At 54.5% G+C, this 23,242-nt stretch carries 21 protein-coding genes and 4 tRNA genes; 19 read left to right on the forward strand and 6 right to left on the reverse strand.

The genetic code is table 11. The annotated features are described in order from the left end of the window. Window positions 1-12: 12 nt before the first annotated feature. Both mtnN and folD read right to left on the reverse strand, forming a co-directional pair. Window positions 13-720 (reverse strand): 5'-methylthioadenosine/S-adenosylhomocysteine nucleosidase, encoded by a 708-nt coding sequence (gene mtnN, locus RO22_RS12815; RefSeq protein WP_009286676.1) that lies wholly within the window; start codon window positions 718-720, stop codon window positions 13-15. A gap of 38 nt (window positions 721-758) precedes the next feature. Beyond that, complete coding sequence (gene folD, locus RO22_RS12820; protein WP_009286677.1) at window positions 759-1,631, reverse strand: bifunctional methylenetetrahydrofolate dehydrogenase/methenyltetrahydrofolate cyclohydrolase FolD; 873 nt, start codon at window positions 1,629-1,631, stop codon at window positions 759-761. Between the two features lie 14 nt (window positions 1,632-1,645). Between folD and RO22_RS24680 the strand changes: the two genes are divergently transcribed. The 5 genes from RO22_RS24680 to RO22_RS12840 all read left to right on the forward strand — a co-directional run bounded on the left by RO22_RS24680 (window position 1,646) and on the right by RO22_RS12840 (window position 2,346). Then, window positions 1,646-1,804 (forward strand): hypothetical protein, encoded by a 159-nt coding sequence (locus tag RO22_RS24680; protein ID WP_022523505.1) that lies wholly within the window; start codon window positions 1,646-1,648, stop codon window positions 1,802-1,804. Window positions 1,805-1,840: 36 nt separating this feature from the next. Then, a tRNA-Pro gene (locus tag RO22_RS12825) sits at window positions 1,841-1,917 on the forward strand. Between the two features lie 92 nt (window positions 1,918-2,009). After that, window positions 2,010-2,086: transfer RNA gene (locus RO22_RS12830), tRNA-Arg, on the forward strand. A gap of 76 nt (window positions 2,087-2,162) precedes the next feature. Next, window positions 2,163-2,237 (forward strand) — tRNA-His (locus tag RO22_RS12835). 34 nt (window positions 2,238-2,271) lie between these two features. After that, window positions 2,272-2,346 (forward strand) — tRNA-His (locus tag RO22_RS12840). Window positions 2,347-2,469: 123 nt separating this feature from the next. Here RO22_RS12840 and amt read toward each other — a convergent pair. Then, a complete protein-coding gene (amt, locus tag RO22_RS12845) occupies window positions 2,470-5,850 on the reverse strand; it encodes an ammonium transporter (RefSeq protein WP_041158457.1) in 3,381 nt (1,126 codons plus the stop codon). A 313-nt stretch (window positions 5,851-6,163) separates the two neighbouring features. Between amt and RO22_RS12850 the strand changes: the two genes are divergently transcribed. The 4 genes from RO22_RS12850 to RO22_RS12865 all read left to right on the forward strand — a co-directional run bounded on the left by RO22_RS12850 (window position 6,164) and on the right by RO22_RS12865 (window position 10,373). Then, window positions 6,164-7,405 carry an NAD(P)/FAD-dependent oxidoreductase gene (locus RO22_RS12850; RefSeq protein ID WP_009286678.1) on the forward strand — a complete coding sequence of 414 codons (1,242 nt, stop codon included), beginning with the start codon at window positions 6,164-6,166 and terminating at the stop codon, window positions 7,403-7,405. Between the two features lie 140 nt (window positions 7,406-7,545). Continuing rightward, on the forward strand, window positions 7,546-7,755 hold the full coding sequence (locus RO22_RS12855; protein WP_022523503.1) for a putative motility protein: 210 nt from the start codon (window positions 7,546-7,548) through the stop codon (window positions 7,753-7,755). Window positions 7,756-7,993: 238 nt separating this feature from the next. After that, window positions 7,994-9,583 (forward strand): peptide chain release factor 3, encoded by a 1,590-nt coding sequence (locus tag RO22_RS12860; RefSeq protein ID WP_009286679.1) that lies wholly within the window; start codon window positions 7,994-7,996, stop codon window positions 9,581-9,583. A gap of 22 nt (window positions 9,584-9,605) precedes the next feature. Further along, the gene (locus tag RO22_RS12865) at window positions 9,606-10,373 is read left to right on the forward strand and encodes a TatD family hydrolase (RefSeq protein WP_027959408.1); all 768 of its coding nucleotides are present in this window, start codon (window positions 9,606-9,608) and stop codon (window positions 10,371-10,373) included. Window positions 10,374-10,380: 7 nt separating this feature from the next. Here RO22_RS12865 and RO22_RS12870 read toward each other — a convergent pair whose 3' ends face one another. Beyond that, the gene (locus RO22_RS12870; protein ID WP_009286681.1) at window positions 10,381-11,352 is read right to left on the reverse strand and encodes a YgfZ/GcvT domain-containing protein; all 972 of its coding nucleotides are present in this window, start codon (window positions 11,350-11,352) and stop codon (window positions 10,381-10,383) included. Window positions 11,353-11,528: 176 nt separating this feature from the next. On the opposite strand from RO22_RS12870, the gene RO22_RS12875 reads away from it, so the two are divergent. The 7 genes from RO22_RS12875 (at window position 11,529) to RO22_RS12905 (ending at window position 19,198) form a co-directional block, all read left to right on the forward strand. Next, entirely contained in the window at window positions 11,529-11,726 is a 198-nt protein-coding gene (locus RO22_RS12875; RefSeq protein ID WP_007114205.1) for a hypothetical protein, read from the forward strand. After that, a complete protein-coding gene (locus tag RO22_RS12880) occupies window positions 11,726-12,133 on the forward strand; it encodes an OsmC family protein (protein ID WP_022523500.1) in 408 nt (135 codons plus the stop codon). The genes RO22_RS12875 and RO22_RS12880 overlap by 1 nt, the downstream gene beginning before the upstream one ends. A gap of 24 nt (window positions 12,134-12,157) precedes the next feature. Then, the gene (gene uvrB / locus RO22_RS12885; RefSeq protein ID WP_009286682.1) at window positions 12,158-14,182 is read left to right on the forward strand and encodes an excinuclease ABC subunit UvrB; all 2,025 of its coding nucleotides are present in this window, start codon (window positions 12,158-12,160) and stop codon (window positions 14,180-14,182) included. A gap of 4 nt (window positions 14,183-14,186) precedes the next feature. Continuing rightward, the gene (gene nei / locus RO22_RS12890; RefSeq protein WP_041158458.1) at window positions 14,187-15,008 is read left to right on the forward strand and encodes an endonuclease VIII; all 822 of its coding nucleotides are present in this window, start codon (window positions 14,187-14,189) and stop codon (window positions 15,006-15,008) included. Window positions 15,009-15,198: 190 nt separating this feature from the next. Then, window positions 15,199-16,704: a fumarate hydratase gene (locus RO22_RS12895; RefSeq protein ID WP_022523498.1), complete on the forward strand. Its 1,506-nt coding sequence runs from the start codon at window positions 15,199-15,201 to the stop codon at window positions 16,702-16,704. A 92-nt stretch (window positions 16,705-16,796) separates the two neighbouring features. Beyond that, complete coding sequence (cls, locus tag RO22_RS12900) at window positions 16,797-18,218, forward strand: cardiolipin synthase (RefSeq protein WP_039858476.1); 1,422 nt, start codon at window positions 16,797-16,799, stop codon at window positions 18,216-18,218. 62 nt (window positions 18,219-18,280) lie between these two features. After that, on the forward strand, window positions 18,281-19,198 hold the full coding sequence (locus RO22_RS12905) for a LysR substrate-binding domain-containing protein (RefSeq protein ID WP_009286686.1): 918 nt from the start codon (window positions 18,281-18,283) through the stop codon (window positions 19,196-19,198). A 13-nt stretch (window positions 19,199-19,211) separates the two neighbouring features. Here RO22_RS12905 and RO22_RS12910 read toward each other — a convergent pair whose 3' ends face one another. After that, window positions 19,212-20,306: a bifunctional nicotinamide-nucleotide adenylyltransferase/Nudix hydroxylase gene (locus RO22_RS12910; RefSeq protein ID WP_039858478.1), complete on the reverse strand. Its 1,095-nt coding sequence runs from the start codon at window positions 20,304-20,306 to the stop codon at window positions 19,212-19,214. A 143-nt stretch (window positions 20,307-20,449) separates the two neighbouring features. On the opposite strand from RO22_RS12910, the gene RO22_RS12915 reads away from it, so the two are divergent. Both RO22_RS12915 and RO22_RS12920 read left to right on the forward strand, forming a co-directional pair. Continuing rightward, a complete protein-coding gene (locus RO22_RS12915; protein ID WP_039858480.1) occupies window positions 20,450-21,349 on the forward strand; it encodes a YihY/virulence factor BrkB family protein in 900 nt (299 codons plus the stop codon). Window positions 21,350-21,385: 36 nt separating this feature from the next. Then, complete coding sequence (locus tag RO22_RS12920; RefSeq protein ID WP_022523494.1) at window positions 21,386-21,661, forward strand: acylphosphatase; 276 nt, start codon at window positions 21,386-21,388, stop codon at window positions 21,659-21,661. 35 nt (window positions 21,662-21,696) lie between these two features. Here RO22_RS12920 and RO22_RS12925 read toward each other — a convergent pair whose 3' ends face one another. Beyond that, complete coding sequence (locus RO22_RS12925) at window positions 21,697-22,638, reverse strand: D-2-hydroxyacid dehydrogenase (protein ID WP_039858482.1); 942 nt, start codon at window positions 22,636-22,638, stop codon at window positions 21,697-21,699. A gap of 282 nt (window positions 22,639-22,920) precedes the next feature. On the opposite strand from RO22_RS12925, the gene RO22_RS12930 reads away from it, so the two are divergent. Continuing rightward, window positions 22,921-23,220, forward strand: a complete 300-nt coding sequence (locus tag RO22_RS12930) for an FmdB family zinc ribbon protein (RefSeq protein ID WP_027959416.1) — start codon at window positions 22,921-22,923, stop codon at window positions 23,218-23,220. The last annotated feature ends 22 nt before the right edge of the window (window positions 23,221-23,242 follow it).

Raw genomic sequence — 23,242 nt, forward strand, 5'->3', positions numbered from 1 at the left:
TAGTAAGCCCTGTTAGACGTTGCCAAGTTGCTTAAGCATTTGGTCAACCATGCGCGATGAGTGGTCGGCGGCCACTTCCAGAAATTCATCGAAGGAGAGGTGGTTGTCGCCACTGCCAGGAATGTCAGAGAGCGCGCGGATCACCACGAAGGGGCACTGGTAGAGGTGGCACGTTTGAGCAATGGCTGCGCCCTCCATCTCTACCGCAAGCATGCTAGGGAACTGGGCACGGGTAGCGTCTACCCTTGCAGGGTCAGCCATAAAGGCGTCACCGGTGGCGATCAAGCCTTCGCGTACCTGGACTTCACCTAACGAGGCGATGGCATTACGCGCCACCTCTCGCAGCGATTTGTCGGCCAAGTAGGCGGCGGGCATCCCTGGCACTTGGCCTATCTCGTAGCCAAATACCACGGCGTCGACGTCGTGATGGCGTACTTCGTCTGAAATGATTACATCGCCAATGGCTAAATCGGCGGCAAAGCCACCGGCGGAACCGGTATTGATAATGGCATCGGGCTGATGGCGCTCTAATAAAATAGCCGTGCCTACTGCGGCATTGACCTTACCAATCCCTGACTGCAGCACAATGACCTCAAGGCCGTAACGCGTGCCGGTATGGAAGACAAAACCCGCGTGCTCGTAGCGTTGGGGATTGTCCAACTGACTCACCAAGGTGCTCACTTCCTGCGCCATTGCGCCAATAATACCAATACGCTTCACTGCGCCATGCTCCTACATTAAAAGTGGTGTTGTTTAACTCAGGCGTGCTCTAGGGGAGCTAAATCGTGCTTCTCGGCGGCTTCAAGGGTATTTTCCAGCAGAGTAGCTACGGTCATCGGCCCCACGCCGCCAGGTACGGGGGTGATAAAGCTGGCGCGTTCGGCGGCGGTGGCAAAATCAAGATCGCCTTTTAACGTGCCATCCTCCTGACGATTGATGCCTACGTCGATCACGATAGCGCCCGGCTTAATCCATTCGCCTTTCACGATACCCGGCTTGCCGACGGCCACGACCAGGATGTCGGCGCGGCTTACGTGATCTTCAAGGTTGCGGGTAAAACGGTGACATACGGTGGTGGTACAGCCTGCCAGCATCAGCTCCAGCGCCATAGGGCGGCCTACAATGTTAGAGGCGCCCACAACGGTGGCATCTAAGCCGCGTAGCGCAATATCGCTCTGTGCCAGTAGGGTCATGATTCCTTTCGGCGTGCAGGGGCGTAGGGCGGGCATACGCTGCGCTAAGCGGCCAATGTTGTAGGGGTGAAACCCATCGACGTCTTTGCCAGGCAGAATACGCTCTAAAATGGGCTCGGCATCGAGATGCTTGGGCAGTGGCAGTTGAACCAAGATGCCATCAACGGTCGGGTCGCTGTTGAGCTGATCAACCAGGGCTTCCAGTTCATGCTGTGAGGTTGTAGCGGGTAGGGCATGCTGAAAGGAGAGAATGCCAGCTTGTTCGCAGGCGCGGTGCTTATTGCTGACATACACATGAGAGGCGGGATCGTCCCCGACCACAACCACGGCTAGTCCCGGTGCCCGTCCGCCGGTTTGACGGCGTGCAGCGATCTTTTCGGCAACCTGTTGGCGGACAGTAGCAGCGATGGCTTTGCCATCGATTAGTTGGGCGGTCATGTAATGGAGTCCCTGTGAATGTTAAAAATAGCCTAGGCATTAAAGCGCTCAAGCCACAGCGCTTTAAAGGCGGTAATTTTCGCACGCTGGAGCATCCAGGCAAAGCGCCTTCACGAACAATCACTTTAATGGTTGACTTTAAAATTAAAAATAGTAATATATGCCTCGCTTGAGACGGGCAGCACGGTAGCGTCTAAGGTGATAAAAATCGGGATGTAGCGCAGTCTGGTAGCGCGCCTGCTTTGGGAGCAGGATGTCGGGGGTTCGAATCCCTCCATCCCGACCAATCACTTAGCATGAAAGGTAGTAGTTTGCTTTTCCAAGCTGCAGTTGTGGTCTAGTGCTCATCGGTATTCGTATTATATGAATACTATATGTGCGCCCATAGCTCAACCGGATAGAGCAACGGCCTTCTAAGCCGTAGGTTGCGGGTTCGATTCCTGCTGGGCGTGCCACCTAATTCAGTGGTAACAACCTGTCAGAATCATATCTTCAAGCGCATGCTATTTGTTCTACGTAAGATTGTCTTTGGTGGGTGTAGCTCAGGGGTAGAGCCCCGGATTGTGACTCCGGTGGTCGTGGGTTCAAATCCCATCATCCACCCCAGTGACAATATTTGCGTTTCCAGTTTTAGGTTGTGGTGGGTGTAGCTCAGTGGTAGAGCCCCGGATTGTGACTCCGGTGGTCGTGGGTTCAAGTCCCATCATCCACCCCATTACCCCAGCATATATCGCTTCTGCTATTTTTAATTTCCTTTTAGTTTACCCCTTCTTTTAGAGAGTATGCCCTTAACTGGGGTTTTTGTGTTTCTGGCTTTTAGACTCCCCCTTTATTGTAGCTAGCGCGGCATCACCTTAATGCGGTTACCCGCCATATGGGTGAGCGGCTCAGGCCTGCCCAGCAAATACCCCTGCGCGTAGTTGATTCCCATGTGGTGCAAAATATCCAGCGTTGCCTGGGTTTCCACAAATTCAGCAATGGTTTCAATTCCTAACGCCTTGCCGACGGCATGAATCGCCTCAACCATAGCGCGATCAATCGGATCCTGATGCACATTGCGGATAAAATTACCGTCAATTTTCAAATAATCGACGGGCAACTGCTTCAAATAACTAAAAGAGGAGAGGCCGGTACCAAAGTCATCCAGTGCAAAGCGACAGCCGTACTCTTTAAGGGTGACAATTATTTCACTCACGCTTGAGAGTTGGGCAATGGCGGTGCTTTCGGTAATTTCAAAGCAGAGCGTGCCGTGGGGCAGGCCTGCCATGGCGACCTGAGTAATAAGGTCGTGACAAAAATCCGCATCGGAAAGCGACGCACCTGAAAGATTGATCCCCCATAAGCTGTGAGGTGGCAGCGTCGCATGGCGGTTTTGATCCCCTAGCCAGGCTAGGGTGTTACGAATCACCCAGCGGTCAATGCGCTCCATAAAGTGATAACGCTCGGCAGCGGGTAGAAAGCTACCTGGCGCGATGATCTCTCCATGCTCTTCAAGTCGCAGCAGAATTTCCCGGTAGCCAGGGCCAGTGGCGCAAATGGCTGCAATGGGTTGGGCGAAAAGACGGAAGGTGTCGTTATCCAAGCCATTTTGCAAGCGTTGTACCCACTGCAGTTCGCCGTGTTTCTCCAGTAATGCATGATCGTCAGGCTGATAGCAGTGGATGCGATTGCGGCCTGCCTCTTTCGCGGCGTAGCACGCAGCGTCAGAGGCGTGGAGAGCCTGGCTCAACTGCATGGGCTGAGCGGCGTTGAGTTCAACCAAACCAATGCTTACGCCGATACCAAAGGTATGGCCCTGCCAAGAAAAACGATACTGCTCAATATCGCAGCGTAACGCTTCCGCAATCGTCAATGCTCGCTCTATACCGCAATCGGGTAGCAACAAAGCGAATTCATCGCCACCCAGGCGGGCGGCGATATCGCTGCTGCGCACATGGTCTTTAAATTTTAACGCCAATTGGCGCAGCAGCTCATCTCCAGCGAGATGGCCGCAGGTGTCATTGACGATTTTGAACTGATCGAGATCCAGGTAACACAGCACATGGTGGCCATCGTCGCGATTAAGTAGCGCAGTCAGTGCTGATTCGAAGGCGCGGCGGTTGAGCAGGTCGGTCAGGTTGTCATGGCTGACCTGATAGCTCAGCTGTTCGGTCAACTGGCGAGTGAGGCTAACATCCTGAAAAACGACCACTGCACCTAAGGTAATGCCGCTGCGCGAACGTATTGGTGAAGCGCTGTGTTGGATGGGGGTATGCGAGTGATCACGACTGACCAGTAGGCAGTGCTCGGTGGAGTGCACCGGAGTTAGTTGAGTGAGCACTTGCCGGGCCGGGTTGTTTAGCGGTTGGCCACTGGCTTCATCGAGTAGTTGATACACCACGTAAATGGGTTTATCCATGGCCTCTTCGAGTGTCCATCCGGTCAAGCGCTTAGCTTCCGCATTGATAAACGTTACGTTGCCACTAGCGTCGCAGGTAATAACGCCATCACCGATCGATGCCAGGGTAGTACGGGCAAGGTCGCGTTCGCGGTTTAACTGCTCCTGCAGCTGTTTGCGCTCGGTAATATCGCGCACCATCCCTGAGCGCTCTGACGCGGAACCGCTGGCTCCTTCGCTGACTTGTATTTCCAGGTGGCGCACCTGCATATCTGCGCAGCGGCGTTTAATTTCATGGCGTGCTCCGGGGCTGAGGGAGCGGGTTGGCAATAGCTGCGAGACAGGTTGGCCAATAATCTGTTTGGCGTCGACCTCGAAGAGTTGCTCCGCTCCAGGGTTAAGGCTGGTCAGGGTGCCGTCTGCCTGCCAGGTAATCACGCCATCGCGGAGATTGCGAAGCATCACGCGGGTATGTCCAACGGCGCTTTCAAGGGCAGCGGTTACGCGATTATAGCTCGCCGCTATTTCGCCCACTTCGGTAAACGGGTCGGCGTCAATTCGCTGGCGCATATCACCCTGCTGTTCATGCTGGCGCATATGCTCAAGCAGTTGGTTCAACTCATTTTTGGCGCCATGCTCGGCGAGATTGAGGCCCATCTTTTCTGCTTCAGGTGAGACGCGTATGGGCAGGAAGCGCCGGGTAATGCGGAACAGTAGCCAGGCGCTGCCAAAGCTCCAAACGCCGCACACCACAACACCGATCAACTGAACGCCAAACTGAGCGGATCGCGACAAGCCACTATCCATCAGTGTTAAGTCAGCGACCCAGGGCAGTGCTAGCGTACCCCATACGCCCGCGACGAGGTGCGAGGGTATGGCGCTGACTGCATCATCAATATGTTTGCTTATCAGCCATTCGCTGGTCAGTACCATCAGTACGCCACTAACTGCACCCAGCCCAAATGCCGCCGATAAGGAGATCACATGAGCGCTGGCGGTGACGGCGACCAAGCCCGCAATGGCGCCATTAATCGCATACATAACGTCGGCGTAGCGCCGAGTGCGTAGCCCCATCAGCATGCCCGAAAGGATGCCGCCGACGGCGCCCAAAACAGTATTGGCTATTATGCTGGGTATTTGCTCGGTAACGGCCAGGGTGCTACCGCCGTTAAAGCCAAACCAGCCTAAGATCATAAACAGTGCGCCTAACATGGCGAGGGGTAAGTTGCCTGAAGGGAAGGCAGTAGGTGGTTTACCGTGGCTGAAGCGTCCGCTGCGTGGCCCAATACACAGTACCGCTGCCAGGGCGACCCAACCGCCTACGCTATGTACGACCGTGGAGCCCGCAAAGTCGACAAACCCTAGCGCCCCTAACCAGCCTTCCGCGCCATCCAAAAGCCCGCCCCATGCCCAATGACCAAAAACCGGATAGATAACCAAGGCTATCCAGAGGGCCGTCCAGGTATAGGCTAAAAAGGGCATACGTTCTGCCACTGCGCCCGACACAATGGTAGCGGCGGTGGCGCAGAACATTGCTTGGAAAATAAAAACGGTAATCACCCAGTGGCTGGAGGCTTCTAATTGCCAACCAAACAGCGTTGTGCCGATTAAGCCGTGGTGAGAGTCGCCAAACATGAGACCAAAACCGACTAACCAAAAAATACTGACGGCAATGGCAAAGTCCGCTATGTTTTTCATAGCGACGTTGATAGCATTCTTGGTGCGCGTAGTGCCCGCTTCCAGGCAGAGAAAGCCAGCTTGCATCACAAATACCAGAGCAGCGGCCCAGAGCACCCAGAGCATATCGAGCAACGAGCTGTCCAAATTTAGCGTGGCAGGCATGGTGTTTTCCTTAGTATCTTTTGGTGCAAGTGCGCTTCTTTTTGGTGCTTTGTTTGTTTTAAGCGGAAGGAGGGGGAACCGTTGCACCGGTGCTAACCGACTGCCATTCAGGTTTCCTAATAGAAACTAAGCAATTGTTATGCCGCTAATAGTGAAGTCATCCTTTTTAACGCTTATGACAGCATTAATTACTGATTTTTAGAAATAAAATAGCGTTTTCTACTGTGTTAATGCGCATTGATTGGTGATATTTTTCAATTAGTTATAGGTCTTCAATTGTGGTTCATAAACGCTGAAAAGGGAGTGCATCAAAATGGCGCGTCAAACGGTAGTTTTGGGAGCAGGCATGGTCGGTGTCAGCATTGCCTGGCATCTGCGCCAGCGTGGGCATGAGGTGACCCTGGTAGATCGCCTTCAGCCTGGCCGCGAAACCTCGTTTGGCAATGCGGGTATCATTCAGCGGGAAGCGGTAAGGCCTTACCCTTTTCCCCGCGACGTTAAAACGCTCCTCAGCGTTTTACCTAACCGTCGGGTAGATATTCGTTACCGCCCCGCGGGTATGGTCAACGCCGCCTCCCCGCTATTGCGCTACTGGATGAACTCAGCGCCGAAGACTTACCAGAAAATCGTGCCGGAATACGCCTCACTGATTCAGCTTTCGCTAAAAACCCACGGCCCGATGATTGAAGCCGCAGGCGCTGAGCACTTGGTGCGCAGGCAGGGATGGCTTGAGCTATATCGCACGCCTGAAAAACTTGCTGCGCGGATAACCGAGGCCGAAGAAGCACGGCGCCTTTATGGCGTGCAGTTTGAGCAACTGGATAAGGCGGCTCTTGCGCAGAAAGAGCCCTCTTTGAGTGACACCATTATCGGCGCAATTCACTGGCTTGATCCCTGGACGGTTGCTGATCCAGGTGGGTTGGTCGCGGCTTACGCCCAAGCGTTTAGTAATGATGGCGGGCGTATTTTGCAGTCGGATATCAAGTCGGTTCAGCAAATGGGTGATCGCTGGCAGGTCAATACCGCTGCTGAAGCGTTAGAAGTAGATGACGTCGTCGTGGCGCTAGGGCCCTGGGCGGGAAGCTGGCTAAAAGAATTGGGCTACCACTTTCCTACCTTTGTAAAACGTGGCTACCACATGCACTACGCGCCTCAAGCGCCAGCCAAGCTAAATTTCTGGGTTATGGATGCCGAGGTGGGCTACCTGCTGGCGCCGATGAACGCAGGGGTTCGCTTGACTACCGGCGCTGAGCTGGATCGCTTGGATGCGCCTGCTGATGTCAATCAACTGGGCGCCGCCGAGAAAGTGGCACGCAGCGTGTTCCCCTTGGGCGAGCGACGCGATGACGCCCCTTGGAAAGGCGCGCGCCCCTGTTTGCCCGATATGAAGCCAGTGATTGGGCCTGCGCCAAGGCATCCAGGGTTGTGGCTTGCCTTTGGCCATGGCCATCAGGGGTTCACTCTGGGGCCCGCCACCGGTCATCTAATGGCGGATATGATGGAGGGGCAGCCCACGGCCATCGATATGGCACCATTTCGTGCTGATAGGTTCTAACTAGCGCTTTATTTATTAATGATCAGGCGAGTTAGGCCGATAGTAATAGACGCTAGCACTAGTAATAGAGACGGTATCTTTGCGCGTGATCTAATGCTTTGCTAGTTTATAAGTACATTTGCACACCATGAGGTGGATATATGGATGTAGGCATCAGCAGTTCAGTCAGTGCATCGCTGTATATGAATCAGGCGCAAACCGCCGAACAGGCTCAAATGCAGGTTTTCAAAGAAGCTTTGGATACGCAAGCTGATCAAGTAACTGAAATAATGGCCTCTGCCGATACTGGCGCGCAGCCAGATCTAGCTAAAGAGGGCACCCTAGGTACGCAGGTAAATACCTTCGCCTAGCCCCCGGCTTTGGTGGTGGTTAACATCGGCCTTGTGCCACTTTGTAAGATTAAAACGCTGACTTGTTCAGCGTTTTTTTTGGCCTTTTTCAAGAGCGTCACATTTGACGCCACCCGCGACAACAGCCGCCTCCAAGCGTTACAATTGTCGCAATGGACATGGCTCAACGCGCGGTGGCTAGTTAGCGAAAGCTGCTGAGTGAGTGCTGCGAATGAGACCCTATATTTGAAGAGGCACAATGAAAGAGACTCAATTAGCCCGTGAAGCCGAGCTTCGCAGGACATTCGCTATTATTTCGCACCCCGACGCCGGTAAAACCACCATTACCGAAAAAATGCTGCTATTTGGGAATGCCATCCAGTTAGCCGGCTCGGTGAAGAGCAAGCGTAACGATCGCCATGCAACGTCAGACTGGATGAAGATGGAGCAGGAGCGGGGGATCTCGGTAACGACCTCGGTGATGCAGTTCCCCTACGGCGGCCGCATCGTCAATCTGCTGGATACACCGGGTCACGAAGACTTCTCTGAAGATACCTACCGTACGCTCACGGCGGTTGATTCTGCCTTGATGGTGATCGACGGCGCCAAAGGTGTTGAGGATCGCACCATTAAATTGATGGAAGTGTGTCGTCTGCGCACCACGCCGATTCTCACCTTTATCAACAAAATGGATCGCGATATCCGCGACCCCATTGAGGTGATGGATGAAGTCGAGACCGTCTTAAACATTCAATGTGCGCCGATGACCTGGCCGATCGGTATGGGTCGCCACTTCAAAGGTGTTTACCACCTCTATAACGACGTGATTCATCTGTATACCCAGGGGCAGGGTAGCCGCATTCCCGAGGATAAGCGCATTGAGGGTTTGGATAATCCCGAAGTGGATGCTGTGCTTGGGGAAGATCAGGCCGAAGAGCTGCGTATGGAAGTAGAACTTGTGCGTGGCGCCTCCCATGAATTTGATCTGGAGGCTTATCGCCGGGGTGAGCTTTCGCCGGTCTATTTCGGTACCGCCATGGGTAACTTTGGGGTGCGCGAGATGATGGATGGCTTTGTCGAGTACGCACCGCCGCCCAAGGCCCACGAAACCGATACTCGGGTAGTTACATCTGATGATGAGCGTTTCACCGGCTTCGTGTTTAAAATCCAGGCCAATATGGATCCCAATCACCGCGACCGCATCGCTTTTTTGCGCGTCTGCTCGGGTAAGTACGAAAAGAACATGAAGATGCGCCATGTGCGTATCGGCAAGGACGTTAAAATTGCCGACGCCTTGACCTTTATGGCCTCCGACCGCTCCCAGGTAGAAGAGGCTTGGCCCGGCGATATTATTGGCCTGCATAATCACGGCACGATTCAGATCGGCGATACCTTTACCGTGGGCGAAGATATGCGCTTTACCGGCATACCCCACTTTGCCCCCGAGCTATTTAAGCGCGTACGGCTTAAAGATCCACTTAAGATGAAGGCGCTACAAAAAGGCTTGCAGCAGCTTTCCGAAGAGGGGGCTACCCAGGTCTTTATGCCGATGGACAACAACGATCTGATTCTCGGCGCCGTAGGTACCCTGCAGTTCGATGTGGTCGCCCACCGTCTCAAGGAGGAGTACAAGGTCGACTGCCTCTATGAAGGTGTCAATGTCCAGACAGCTCGCTGGGTCTACTGTGAAGATGCCAAAAAGCTGGAAGAGTTCAAGCGCAAGGCCAGCGCCAACCTGGCGATCGATGGCGGTGGTTATCTCACCTACATTGCGCCTACCCGGGTGAACCTGCAGATGACTCAGGAGCGTTGGCCGGATATTCGCTTCCAGCCTACCCGCGAGCACTAATCCCTATATGTCAGGCGTTCCCATGCTGATAGATGCTCATTGCCATCTCGATTTTACCCAGTTCGATGATGATCGGGCTGAGGTGTTCGAGTCCGCTAAGGCAGTGGGTGTCGTGCACTTTGTGGTACCGGGGACGACCCGTTCGCGCTGGCAGCAGGTGCTGGCGCTCGGCGAGCGGCCGGATACGTCGGTATGCTTGGGCTTGCACCCTTACTTTGTCGATGAGCATCAAGCGTCGGATATCAACGCGCTTGATCATTTGCTCGCTGAGCACCCTGAGATAGTAGCAGTGGGCGAGTGCGGTATTGATGGTCGCTTTACCGACACGCTTGAAGCGCAGTGGCACTACTTTGATGTCCAGCTGAAGCTAGCGAAACAGCATTCTCTGCCGGTAGTGGTGCACTGTGTCCACGCCAACGATAAGGTCGCCAAGCGCCTACGCCAGCTTGCGCTTCCAGAGGCAGGGCTGATTCACGCCTTCTCAGGCTCCATTGAGCAAGCAACCAAGTTTCTCGATCTGGGCTTCAAGCTGGGGTTGGGCGGCGCAGTCACCTATGAACGCGCCAGGCGGTTACGGCGAACCGTTGAGGGACTGCCTGACGATGCCTTTGTGCTGGAAACCGACAGCCCCGATATGCCGCTTAGCGGCTACCAGGGCATGCGTAATGAGCCATGTCGAGTGGCTGAGGTATGCAGCGTTGTTGCCGCACTGCGCGGGCAAACAGAGGAGCAGGTCGCAGCTCAGAGCAGTAATACCGCCGCGACGCTGTTTGGCTTGCCTTCAACCTAGAGTAAGCCTAGCCGTTAAGGCTAACTGCCAGCTGTTCAGGGTCAACGCGTTCAATCGTATAGGGTAACGTGAGAAGTGTCGCTGGCACCCCATCTAAATAAAGTTGCATAGTTTCTTCGGCGACTTTGGTGCTCATGACTGCCAGTAATTCGACGCCGCCTTGATGATTAAACGCACTGACCACCACTTCACCTACCGCTTTATCGTCACTATTAACCACGCTAGCACCTGCTGCGGGCAGTGAGTCGGCTTCTAAGCTAATACGCATCAAGCGCTTTTTCACCTGACCCCGGAAGTGTGCTCGGGCGACGACTTCCTGGCCGGTGTAACAGCCTTTTTTAAAGCTAATGCCGCCCAGCGCTTCCCAGTTCAGCATTTGGGGCAGGAAGTGATCCTGTTGGGTATCGGTTAGCCACGCCAAACCGCTACGAATATCCTCAAGCTGCCAAGCGTTACGGCCCGCTTGGTCATCCTGAGCCGACGCTAAATCGACCTTGCTGTCGTTTGCGAAACACAATAGCCAGCGCGGTGTCTCACCAGGGTAGCGGATTGCGCAGGCCTGATCGTTGCTAGTATGGGTGCCTACTTGATCAGCTAGCGTCAGGCCCAGCTGATTCGCAAGCGATTGGGCCTCATCGCTGGCACCAATGAATACTAGGTCGCGTTGGCTGGTTAGTTCAGCACGGTAAAAAGCGGCGAATTTTTTAAGATGACTCTCTAGGCTATCCAATAGGGTATTACTGAGCAGTAGCCGATAATGCTCTTCGCCCAAGCGCATTAGCTGGGCGTTGGCCAGCATGCGGCCCTTAGGCGTGCAGAAACAGGTGAGCGGCGCAAAGTGCCCGTCGGCCAAGCTGACTTGGGCGCTGGTCTGGCCCTGTAGGAACTTTTCTGCATCCGCCCCCTTCACATCCAGCGCGGCTAAGTGGTTAAGGCGGACGCTGCCAAGGGCGGGGGTGCTAGCGGTAACGGTCGCCATAAAAACTCCTGCAAAAGTGGGAAAGCGTTCGATAGTGATGCATTCAGTACGTAAAAGTAAAAGTGCCTTGAATGCTATTAGGTGTGGGCAGTCGTCACTGATTGCAAGGCACCATTAGCGTGCTAGACTCTTTCTCTTGTATCAGTTTTGCACAGGGCAACAGGTAGGGAAACGCTATGGCACAGCAGTCGTTGACATTCCAGGGTGTTAAATCGGTCGATCAGGTGAACAAAATCACCACTGCACTCATGATGCTTGATGGCGTTGATAGTGCCGAAGTGGGGCGCCATGGTGCCGATGTGGACGGCCGGGCAAAACGCGAGACGCTGATTAATGCCATTGAAAAACTCAAGCTAGGCGTAAAGGTATCCTAATGCACCCTCCCATTACCGTGATCAGTGAACGCAACCATGTCTTTAGGCAGCGAGTTGAAGTCAATGGTTTGGAAGATCTATATGCCGATGTGCCACCGATAGTAGGTGGCGAGGGCAGTGCCCCTGATCCCCACGACTATTTCGATATTGCTCTGGGTACCTGCAAGGCGGTTACCGTGCAGATGTACGCCAAGCGTAAAGAGTGGCCGCTTGAGGGCATTACCGTCACCGTGCAGCGGGACGATAGTCAGGAAAAAAAGGGCATCTACAAGCTAGACGTGGCATTAACACTGCACGGTATTGAAGACCCCGAACAGCGCGCCCGGCTGGAAGATATTAGCCACCGCTGCCCGATTCAACGCCTGATGACCCAGTCTACGGTCGAGATCGCCACCCGGTTAGTTTAAATTATATCTTTTATAGGAGCACCGATGAGCAAAGCCTTTCGATTGCAGTCAAAATTTCAGCCCGCTGGCGACCAGCCTGCTGCTATTAAAGGGCTGATTAGTGGCCTGGAATCTGGGCTTGCTCACCAAACGCTGCTTGGCGTGACCGGGTCGGGCAAAACCTTTACCATGGCCAATGTTGTGGAACAACAGCAGCGCCCGACCATCGTGATGGCGCCGAATAAGACCCTGGCTGCCCAGTTGTATGGCGAATTCAAGGCGTTTTTCCCGGATAACGCCGTAGAGTATTTCGTCTCCTACTACGACTACTACCAGCCGGAAGCCTATGTGCCTTCCTCGGATACCTTTATCGAGAAAGATGCCTCGATAAACGACCATATCGAGCAGATGCGGCTTTCGGCCACCAAGGCACTGCTAGAAAGGCGCGATGCGCTGATTGTGGTATCAGTGTCAGCGATTTACGGCTTGGGTGACCCCGACCAATACTTAAAGATGCGTCTGCACTTCACTCGCGGCGAGTTGATTGACCAGCGCGCTTTCCTGCGGCGCTTGGCCGAGCTTCAGTACACTCGTAATGATATGGATTTCCGCCGCGGTACTTACCGGGTGCGCGGCGATGTGATCGATATCTTTCCTGCCGACTCTGACGAGGAGGCGGTGCGGGTAGAGCTGTTTGACAGCGAAATCGACACTATCCGACTGTTTGATCCGCTCACCGGCGCTGTCCGCGGGGAGGTGCCAAGGATGACTATCTATCCAAAATCGCACTACGTCACCCCCCGGGAAACGATTCTGGGCGCCATTGATGCCATTAAAGAGGAGCTCAAAGAGCGACTGGAGTGGATGCGTAAGCATGAACGGCTGGTAGAAGCACAGCGTCTTGAGCAGCGCACACTTTACGATATTGAGATGATGCTGGAGCTGGGTTACTGCAACGGTATCGAAAACTACTCCCGCTACCTCTCTGGGCGTGCCCCCGGCGAGCCACCGCCTACTTTCTTTGATTACCTGCCCGATGACGCACTGCTATTTATCGACGAGTCCCACGTCAGCGTGCCCCAGGTAGGTGGTATGTACAAAGGGGACCGTTCGCGTAAAGAGACCCTAGTCGAGTATGGTTTCCGGTTGCCTTCGGCGTTGGATAACCGGCCCATGAAGTTTGAAGAGTGGGAGGCCATTTCACCACAAACCATCTTTGTTTCCGCAACCCCAGGCCGCTATGAGGGGGAGCACGCAAGCCAGACCGTTGAGCAGGTGGTGCGTCCCACCGGGCTGCTGGATCCCGAAATCGAAGTGCGTCCGGCCAGTACCCAGGTCGACGATCTGCTTTCGGAAATCGGCTTGCGCACTGCGGTAGGCGAGCGAGTACTGGTGACCACGCTAACCAAGCGTATGGCGGAAGACCTGACCGAGTATTTTGATGAGCACGGCATTCGGGTGCGCTACTTACATTCGGATATCGACACCGTCGAGCGGGTTGAGATTATTCGCGATTTACGCCTGGGCAAATTTGATGTGTTGGTGGGTATCAACCTGCTGCGCGAAGGCCTGGATATTCCCGAAGTGTCGCTGGTGGCGATTCTCGACGCCGATAAAGAGGGCTTTCTGCGTGCCGAACGCTCGCTGATACAGACCATTGGCCGCGCTGCCCGTAACGCCCACGGCAAGGCGATTCTTTACGGTGATCGGATTACTGACTCGATGCGCAAGGCGATTGATGAAACCGAGCGTCGTCGCGCCAAGCAGACCGAACACAACCTAGAACACGGTATTACGCCAACAACGGTTACCCGCTCAGTGGCCGATATCCTTGAAGCCGCCCAGGCGCCGGGCAAGAAGAACAGCCGTCGGCGTGGTAATGAGCGCAAGGTGGCGGAAAGCGCCGCCGAGTATGATGTCACCACGATGAGCAAGCATGATCTGTTGGGCGCCATCAGCAAGCTCGAAGACGCCATGTTTGAGGCAGCACAAAATCTGGAGTTCGAAGAGGCGGCTCGGCTTCGCGACCAGCTCCATCAAATGAAAGACAAACAGCTGGCGCTGGGCTAGCGGTATGCCAGAAGGCCCAGAAATTCGCCGCGCGGCGGATCGTATTGAGCAGCAGATAGGTGGACGGGTGATCGACGATGCCTGGTTCGCCTTTCCAGAACTTGCCGAGCAGGCAGCCTCATTTATTGGTGTTCGAGTTGCCCGAGTAGATACCTGGGGTAAAGCAATGCTGGTCCGGTTTGCCGATCAGCGCGTGCTTTATTCCCACAACCAACTTTATGGTGTTTGGAAGCTGCATAGCGAGGATAAGCCGCCTAATACCAAGCGAGCGCTGCGGGTTCGATTGAGCGCAGAAGGGCACTGCGCCAGCCTCTATAGCGCCTCCGATATTTCCCTCTGGCACGCAGAACATCTCACCGAACACCCTTTCTTAGCCCGCTTGGGCCCTGATCTACTGAGTCAAGACGTGGCTCCCTCCGATGTGCAGCAGCGGCTGAATTTAAAGCAGTTTCATAAACGCAGCCTGGGGGCACTGCTGCTCGATCAGGGGTTGGTCGCCGGGCTGGGCAACTATTTGCGCTCTGAAATCCTTTTTTTCTCCCAGCTTCCGCCAAGCGCTCGACCGGTGGATTTAACCCCAGAACAGCAGCAAACTCTGGCTGACTGCATCATTGATGTTACCCGGCAAGCCTACCAAGCCGCAGGTGTTACTAATCGTGAGGCCTGGATTGCTCAGGCTAAAGCAGCGGGTGAGCCGCGCAGGCAGTGGCGTTTTGCGGTTTTCGAGCGAGCAGGGCTAGAGTGCCACCGCTGTGGAACGGTGATCGAGCGCAAAAGGGTCGGGGCGCGCAGGCTTTATTTATGCCCATATTGTCAGTCGGCGTGAGTAGGGTTATACCGTTATCTTGCTTAAGAGATACCATCGACTAAAGCCCTAACCATAGTAGTCATATAGGTGCCAGGGATTGCTGCTGCGTAAGTGCCAATACGGTATACTGGTAGCACGCTAAGACGGCACCTCCGCGGGCGCGGAGGGGAAGCCGCTGACTAGACGATAACCTAGGAGCTATTAGTCCATGACCGTGATTCGCCAGGACGACGTTATTCAAAGCGTTGCCGATGCTCTGCAGTACATCTCTTACTACCATCCTAAAGATTTCATCGACGCCATGGCCGCCGCCTATGAGCGCGAAGAGAACCCTGCCGCCAAAGACGCCATCGCACAGATTTTGATTAACTCACGCATGTGCGCCACCGGGCACCGTCCAATCTGTCAGGACACTGGCATCGTCACCGTATTCGTTCACGTGGGCATGAACGTTACCTGGGAAGCGGACATGAGCCTGGACGACATGATTAACGAAGGTGTTCGTCGCGCTTATTTGCTCCCCGATAATATCCTGCGCGCCTCGGTGCTGGCGGATCCCGACGGCAAGCGTGCCAATACCAAAGACAACACCCCGGCGATTATTCACCACTCGATTGTGCCCGGCGATACGGTCGATATTCACGTAGCGGCGAAGGGCGGTGGTAGCGAAGCAAAATCCAAGTTCGCCATGCTGAATCCCTCCGACAGTGTGGTTGATTGGGTGATGGAGCAGCTTCCGAAGATGGGCGCTGGCTGGTGTCCACCCGGGATGCTGGGGATTGGCATCGGCGGCACCGCCGAAAAGGCCATGCTGATTGCCAAAGAAGCGCTACTCGATCCTATCAATATTCAGGATCTACAGGCCCGTGGCCCCAGCAACCGTGCCGAAGAGCTGCGTTTAGAACTGTTTGACAAGGTCAACAAGAGCGGTATCGGTGCCCAGGGGTTAGGCGGCTTAACCACCGTGCTGGATATTAAAGTCAAAGACTATCCAACCCATGCGGCCAACAAGCCCGTCGCGATTATTCCCAACTGCGCGGCGACCCGTCATGCCCATTTCACGCTTGACGGCTCTGGCCCCGCGGTACTTGAGCCGCCGAAGCTTGAGGATTGGCCGGAAATCACTCGCGAGGCGGGTGAAAACGTCAAACGTGTCAATCTTGATACGGTGACGCCTGAGGAGGTTAAAACCTGGCAGCCTGGTGATACGCTGCTGTTGAACGGTAAGCTGCTCACGGGGCGCGATGCTGCTCATAAGCGCATGGTCGATATGCTGGCCAAAGGCGAGCCGCTGCCCGTGGATATGAAAGGTCGCTTTATCTACTACGTGGGCCCGGTTGATCCCATTGGTGACGAAGTCGTTGGCCCCGCTGGCCCAACGACCGCCACGCGGATGGATAAATTTACCCGCACTATGCTGGAAGAGACTGGCCTATTAGGTATGGTCGGCAAAGCAGAGCGTGGCCAAGCCGCTATTGATGCTATCCGTGACAATGAAGCGGTGTACTTAATGGCGGTCGGTGGGTCGGCATATCTGGTCGCTCAAGCGATTAAAAAATCGCGGGTAGTGGGCTTCGAAGACTTAGGTATGGAAGCAATCTATGAATTTGAGGTTGAAGATATGCCGGTGACCGTCGCCGTTGATAGCCTGGGCACATCGGTACATCAAACCGGGCCTGCAAAGTGGAAAGAGATTATTGCCCAATCGGCGTAATGGAGTGGTAAGGTTGATTAGGCTTTAGACGCATAAGGGCCTCGCTGACGGCGAGGCCTTGTTCTATGTGAGGGCTTTATAAGGACGTGACTATGACCTCCTGGTTGCTAGGGACCAGCATCTTACTGATACACCTGCTTGGCATCGTTTCAGCCATTATGGCGCTGATGTCCAGTCGCACCTCCCAGGGTGCCGTGGCATGGATCATCTCGCTGCTGACCTTCCCTTATGTCGCGCTTCCAGCGTACTGGTTTTTCGGGCGGCCAAGGTTTTATGGCTATGTATCTGCCCGCGGTCAGCGGGACACCGTTCTACGCCGGGTTCTAGTGCGTTACCGGGCTAATGTTCAACCCTACGTTGCGCCCTCTACCAATGCCGATATTCAGGCGGTCGAACAGCTTGCCATGATGCCGCTAACCCATGGCAATCAAGCCACACTGCTGATTGATGGGCCAGCAACGTTTGAAAGCCTGTTTGATGGTATTGACCGTGCGGAACAGTATGCGTTGGTGCAGTTCTTCATTGTTCGTAACGACGCCCTCGGCCAACGTTTGAAGCACCATTTACAGCGCGCTGCCCGGCGCGGCGTGAGGGTCTATTTTCTTTACGATGAAGTGGGTAGCCGCAAGTTAGCCGATAGCTACCTCAATGATTTAATCAGCGATGGGGTGGCCGTGAGTGCCTTTCGCTCATCGCGAGGCTTTAAGCACCGTTTTCAGCTTAACTTTCGCAACCATCGCAAAATAACGGTAATAGACGGCAAGGAGGGCTGGATAGGGGGCTTTAATATTGGGGTCGAATATCTCGGCGAGAACCCACGGCACGGGCCTTGGCGTGATACCCATCTCAAGCTTGCAGGACCCAGCGTACTGGGCTTGCAGGAGGCATTTTGGGAGGATTGGCACTGGGCGACGGATGAAGTGATTAGCCTGAACTGGATGGCCGACACGTCATCCTCTGCCACCGACCATCATGTGGTGATCGTGCCTTCTGGGCCCGCCGACCGTCAGGACACCGCCAGCCTGCTCGTCCAGCAGGTCATTCATAGTGCCAAGCAGCGCCTGTGGGTGACCAGCCCCTATTTCGTCCCTGACCAGGGAGTTCAGGATGCGCTCCGGCTTGCAGCGATGCGCGGCGTCGACGTTCGGGTAATGATTCCAGAGCGCCCCGATCACTTGCTGGTTTTTCTCTCTGCATTCTCATTTCTACCCGATATGTTAAGGGCAGGTGTTAAAATATACCGTTATCTCCCTGGTTTTTTACATCAAAAAGTCATGCTGGTAGACAACGAAGCAGCCACGGTAGGGACAGTCAATTTGGATAATCGCTCGTTTAGGTTAAATTTTGAGATTACCGCGTTTATTCCAAGTCGTGATTTTGCTACCTGCGTCGAGGCGATGCTGGAAAAAGACTTTGCTCACTGTCGGCGTGTCACCATCGATGAAATTAACCAGCGCCCGGTATGGATGAAAGTCGTTTCGCGGGCGGCCTATTTAATGGCCCCGGTTCAATAGATACGTCAGCCTAAAAGGAAAATCGAGATGCTCAAACGCAGGGTGAGACAAGGAGTCATGGGGTGAATCTTGAAACAAAATGGCTGGAAGATTTTGTAGCGCTAGCCAATACGCGCAGCTTCTCTGCGTCAGCACGCCAGCGACACGTGACCCAGCCGGCCTTTAGTCGCCGTATTCGCGCGTTGGAGCAGGCCGTTGATGTCACCTTGGTAGATCGTTCAACTACCCCCGTCGGGTTAACGCCCGAAGGGCAGCTGTTTTTGGTTACTGCGCGCAATCTGGTCGAACAGTTAAACGAATCGCTTAGCCATTTGCGCGGTCTCTCTATCGCCAATGAGGCGCTGGATATTGTCGCGGCGCACTCCCTGGCGTTGAGTTTTTATCCGCCTTGGATCTCTCGCCTGCAGCAGGGTTTGGGCGAGTTGCCGACCCGCTTGGTGGCCATGAATGTGGGCGAGGCAATACATGTGCTGCGAGAGGGCAACTGTGATCTGATGCTCGCCTACTATGACCCTTTTGCGACGATGCAACTGGACGCTGAAGTATTCCCCTCTTTCTCAATTGGTAAGGTCAATATGCTGCCCGTTTCGTTACCCGACGAGCATGGGAAAGCAAAGTTTTCACTCCAGCACGACACCTCCATTCCCTATCTTTCGTACACCCAGGGGGCCTTTTTAGGGCGCAGTGTGCGCATGCTGCTGAAAAATGACCCGCTGCGTATGAAGCTGCGTACGGTATATGAAACGGCCATGGCTGAAGGCCTGAAGGGAATGGTATTACAAGGCGTTGGCGTCGCATGGATCCCCGACTTTTGTATTCGTGAAGAGCTGAAAAGTGGCCGTTTGGTGAGGGCAGGCGACCCTAGCTGGGATATCCCCCTGGAAATCCGCTTATATCGCTGCTCGATGGTGCATAAGCCCGGCGTAGAGCGTTTATGGCGGCAGATGATGAAGCTGCCGCGGGATTTCCTACAAGCCTAGGGCCTGTTGACGTTTAGCTACTGCCAAAATCTGCGGGTAGCCCTAAAAAGTTCTGAATGATGAAGAAGTGATCTTCAAACAGGCTGTCGGGCTCGAGATCTGCAAGTGCTACCCAGCGCGCATGATCACCGCCTTTAACGGGCTTTAGGCGTGGCAGCTGCTGATCGGGGCGTAGCGCAAAATAGAAAGCTTCCGCCAAGGTGCGCCCGCGCCAGCTGCGGTGGGGTTCATCAAACAGGCGTTGCCCACGCAGCGAGCCTTTGAGTACAGGCTCAGGAACCTTTAAGCGAATGCGTTCGCGAAGTTCACGCAAGCAAGCATCCAGCAGCCGTTCATGGGGGTTAATAAACCCTCCCGGCAGGGCATAAAGGCCTTTGCCCGGTGCCGCCGTGCGTCGTACCAGCAGCACATGGCCTGACTGCACGACCACTGCGTTGACCGTGACAAAAATAGGCGGGTAGGGCGCGTGAGCCCAGGCCTGACGGTACTGATCCAACAACTGCTGCTCTTCGATCAGGCGCTGATAGGCGCCCTCATTGCAAAAGTGTTTGACGCTCTCCACCACCCCTGGCGGTAAATCGTGGTAAGCGCCGGTACTCAGGTAGTCATTCGTTGAGCTCGGCGAGCGAAACAGTCGCTCACGTATTTGGCTGGCTGAAATCCCCTCCACCGACTGCACGCTGACAGACTCCCACTGAGGAAACAGTGAAAGGTAGTAGCTTGACTGGCCGCGGCTGGCTCCGATCAAGCCAATACGTGGTAGGCGAGCATTGGCAGGTGCAGCTAAATCGCGCACTTTGCGTTGCACATCGCGCACCCAAACATCGTCGTTATAGAGGGCGTCGAGTAGCGGGGTGATCTCCAAGCGTTGATTATCGGCGTCGTCAAATCCCGCGCGAAGCATGGCTTGTCGTTCGTCGAATCGCCAGGGGTTACGCAGTGAGCGGGCCTGCCAAGAAGAGCCTACCAACACAATGACCTGTCGTGCGCGTTTGAGCGCTTCACGAATGACCGCGAGATGCCCCAGATGTGGCGGCTGAAAACGACCAATAAACACCAAACAGTCGAAGTCGCAGGCAGTCGCGGGGCGCGAAGTATCAGTAGCCATTCAAGCTTCCTTTTGCGTTTGGTGAACTCAGAGATGCAACCTACCAGAAAACTGCGCTAAACGCTGTGGTTAGGTATGCTAGAAAAATAGGATGTTGATAACGCTTATAAAAAGCCCCGATACCCAGAGCACAGGGAGTGAATATGATTAAACGCGCCGCTACCTTTTGGTGGAAAGTAGTCCAAGACGCCACGTCACTATGGTTGGAGCGTAATGCCTTTAGCTACGCAGGTTCGCTAGCGTTCTATACGCTTTTCTCATTGGCGCCCACGATTATTATTGCAGTCACGGTCATCGGTGTTGTTTTAGGTGAAGAGGCTGCCCACGGACAAATAGTCGCTCAGTTACAAGGCACGCTAGGAATGGATGCAGCAGTGGCTATCGAACAGGCTGTTGCTCAGTCGAGGATTGAAGAGTCCGGTCTACTGCCAACGCTACTAGGTGTTGGGGCATTGGTGATCGGTGCAACAACCGTTTTCGCCCAGATGCAATTTTCGCTCAATACCATTTGGGGCGTAACGGCAAAGCCCACTTCTAATAGCGCTTTACGTTTTATTAAAAGCCGGTTGCTATCGTTAACGGTGGTGCTCTCCATCGGATTTATACTGATGGTATCGCTGGTATTAGGCGTCGTTTTGCGCGGTATGCTCCAGGCCGCCGATAATCTGGTGCCTTATGCCAGCTTACTGACAACGTCAGTTGAGTCGCTGGTCTCGCTGGCTGTGGTCACCTTACTATTTGCCACCATTTTTAAAGTACTTCCCGACGTTGTGTTGCGCTGGCAAGATGTGTTGATTGGCGCAGTCGTCACTGCCGTACTGTTTACTATTGGGCGCAGTGTAATCGCGATTTACCTGGCGTATACGGCTACAGCATCTACCTATGGCGCCGCCGGGTCGGTAGTCATGATTTTGCTATGGGTCTACTACAGTTCACTAATATTGCTGTTTGGGGCGGCGTTCACCCGCTCATTGCTACTACGCCGTGGCCGCCCGCTGATTCCGCGTAACAGTGCAGTGATTGTCAAACGTGAGTATGTTTAACACTCCGTTCAGAAGCGCCAAGGTAAGGAGGTAAGTATGAGTGATTGCTGTGTACGTGCCCTTGTGACCGGTAAGGTGCAGGGGGTCTGGTATCGCCGGGCTACCCAAGAGAAAGCCCTTCAGCACGGTATCACCGGCTATGCCAAAAACTTGCCCGATGGCCGGGTTGAAGTGTTGATGTGTGGTCACTCCGACGCAGTCAAGCTGCTAAGCGAATGGCTATGGCAGGGCTCAGAAGGTGCACAAGTTACCCACGTGGAGCTCGAGGTGCTGGATAACTGCCGCGCCCCGAGCCACTTTGCCACCCAGTAAAGCCTATTGGGAGCCTCTGATGAGACGGCAGGTTTCTATTGGGCGCCTTTCCATTCAAGGATATTGTTAGCTGTCAGGCTAACAATATTCTGGCGCGCTTCCGGTGTGATCCAGGCGTTGTGAGGCGTGACGATTAAGTTTAGCGGCTCGCTGAGCGCATCCAGCAGTGGGTGCCCATCTCTGGGTGGTTCAGCGGGCAGCACATCAACGCCTAATCCACCCAGCTTGCCGCTGCGCAACGCCTCTAACGCTGCCACTTCATCGATAACCCCGCCGCGGGCGCAGTTGACCAGTAGTAGTGAGTTCTTGGCGCGCGCTAAGCGCTCCCGGTTGATCAAGTGCTTGGTGGCCTCGCTCAACGGGCAGTGCAGGCTGATAACATCGGCATCGGGAAGCAGGTCGTCCAGGGCAGGCCGCTTATCATTAGCTTCGTTGCCGGGGCGGGCGGCAAAGGTGACCTGCATGCCAAAGGCCTCCGCCAAGCGTGCTACTTCGGTACCTAGCTCGCCTTGCCCGACCATGACGAGCTGTTTGCCTGCCAGTTGGAGCGTTGGGTAATCCTGCAAGCAGAAGAAAGCGCTACGCTGCCACTCGCCTGCGGCAACATCGCGCTGATATTGGGGAAGACGATTGGCTAACGCGAGCATGAGCATCAAAGTGTGTTGGGAAACGCTAGCGGTGCCGTAAGCCGCCACGTTTTTAACGTCAATGTCGTGTTCTTTTGCACTTTCAAGATCGATATTATTGAGGCCTGTCGCCAATACGCATATCAGCCGCAGTTTTGGCAGTTGCTGCAGCGTTTCGGCGTCCAGCACGACCTTGTTTACGATCGCTATATCGGCGTTAGCAAGGCGTTCCCGCGCTTGTTGCGTGGTACTCTGCTCAAACACCTCAAGGTTTGAAACCGCCTCCTTAATGGCGGCCAAATTGATCTCGGGGCCGAGACTTTGCGTATCCAGTATCACCGCATGGGGCATTTTCTTCTCTCCATTAACCGCAGGGGTCTGTATAACCTTGCTCGTCAGGGGGCACAAAAGGGTATAATGGCGGCGCTTTATCAACCGCAGCCTTGGAATTTAACCCGACAGGCCACATATTGCAGCCTGGCAGCGTTTGTGTTCGCCATTGTTCTTTCTTTTCAGAACGAGTCTTTTAGATAGAACTGGATTTGTCAGAGCTGTTTCCGTAGAGCTGAGTCGTTAGAATCAGTTCTGTCAGAACTAAGCTTGTCAGGGTTGAGCTTATTAGGAGTCATTAAGATGCCCATCTATGAATATGAGTGCAAGGCCTGCGGCCATCGTATGGAAAAATTGCAGAAGATTAGCGCCGATCCTCTCAAGGATTGCCCTGCATGCCAAAGTGATGGCTTGGAACGGCTTGTCTCGGCAGCGGGATTCCGTTTGGCCGGCGGCGGTTGGTACGAAACTGATTTCAAAACGGGTAGCAAAAAGAACCTGGCCGCTGATGGCAAAACTGCCTCTGCAGATGCCGGTAAATCAAGCGATTCCAGCGCTACCGCTAAGAGCGTTACTCCCAAAGACAAGGGCGCCGCGGCATAGCCGCGGCAGTCAGGGTCGGGAC

The organism is Halomonas sp. KHS3 (assembly GCF_000830495.1).
Lineage (GTDB): Bacteria > Pseudomonadota > Gammaproteobacteria > Pseudomonadales > Halomonadaceae > Vreelandella > Vreelandella titanicae.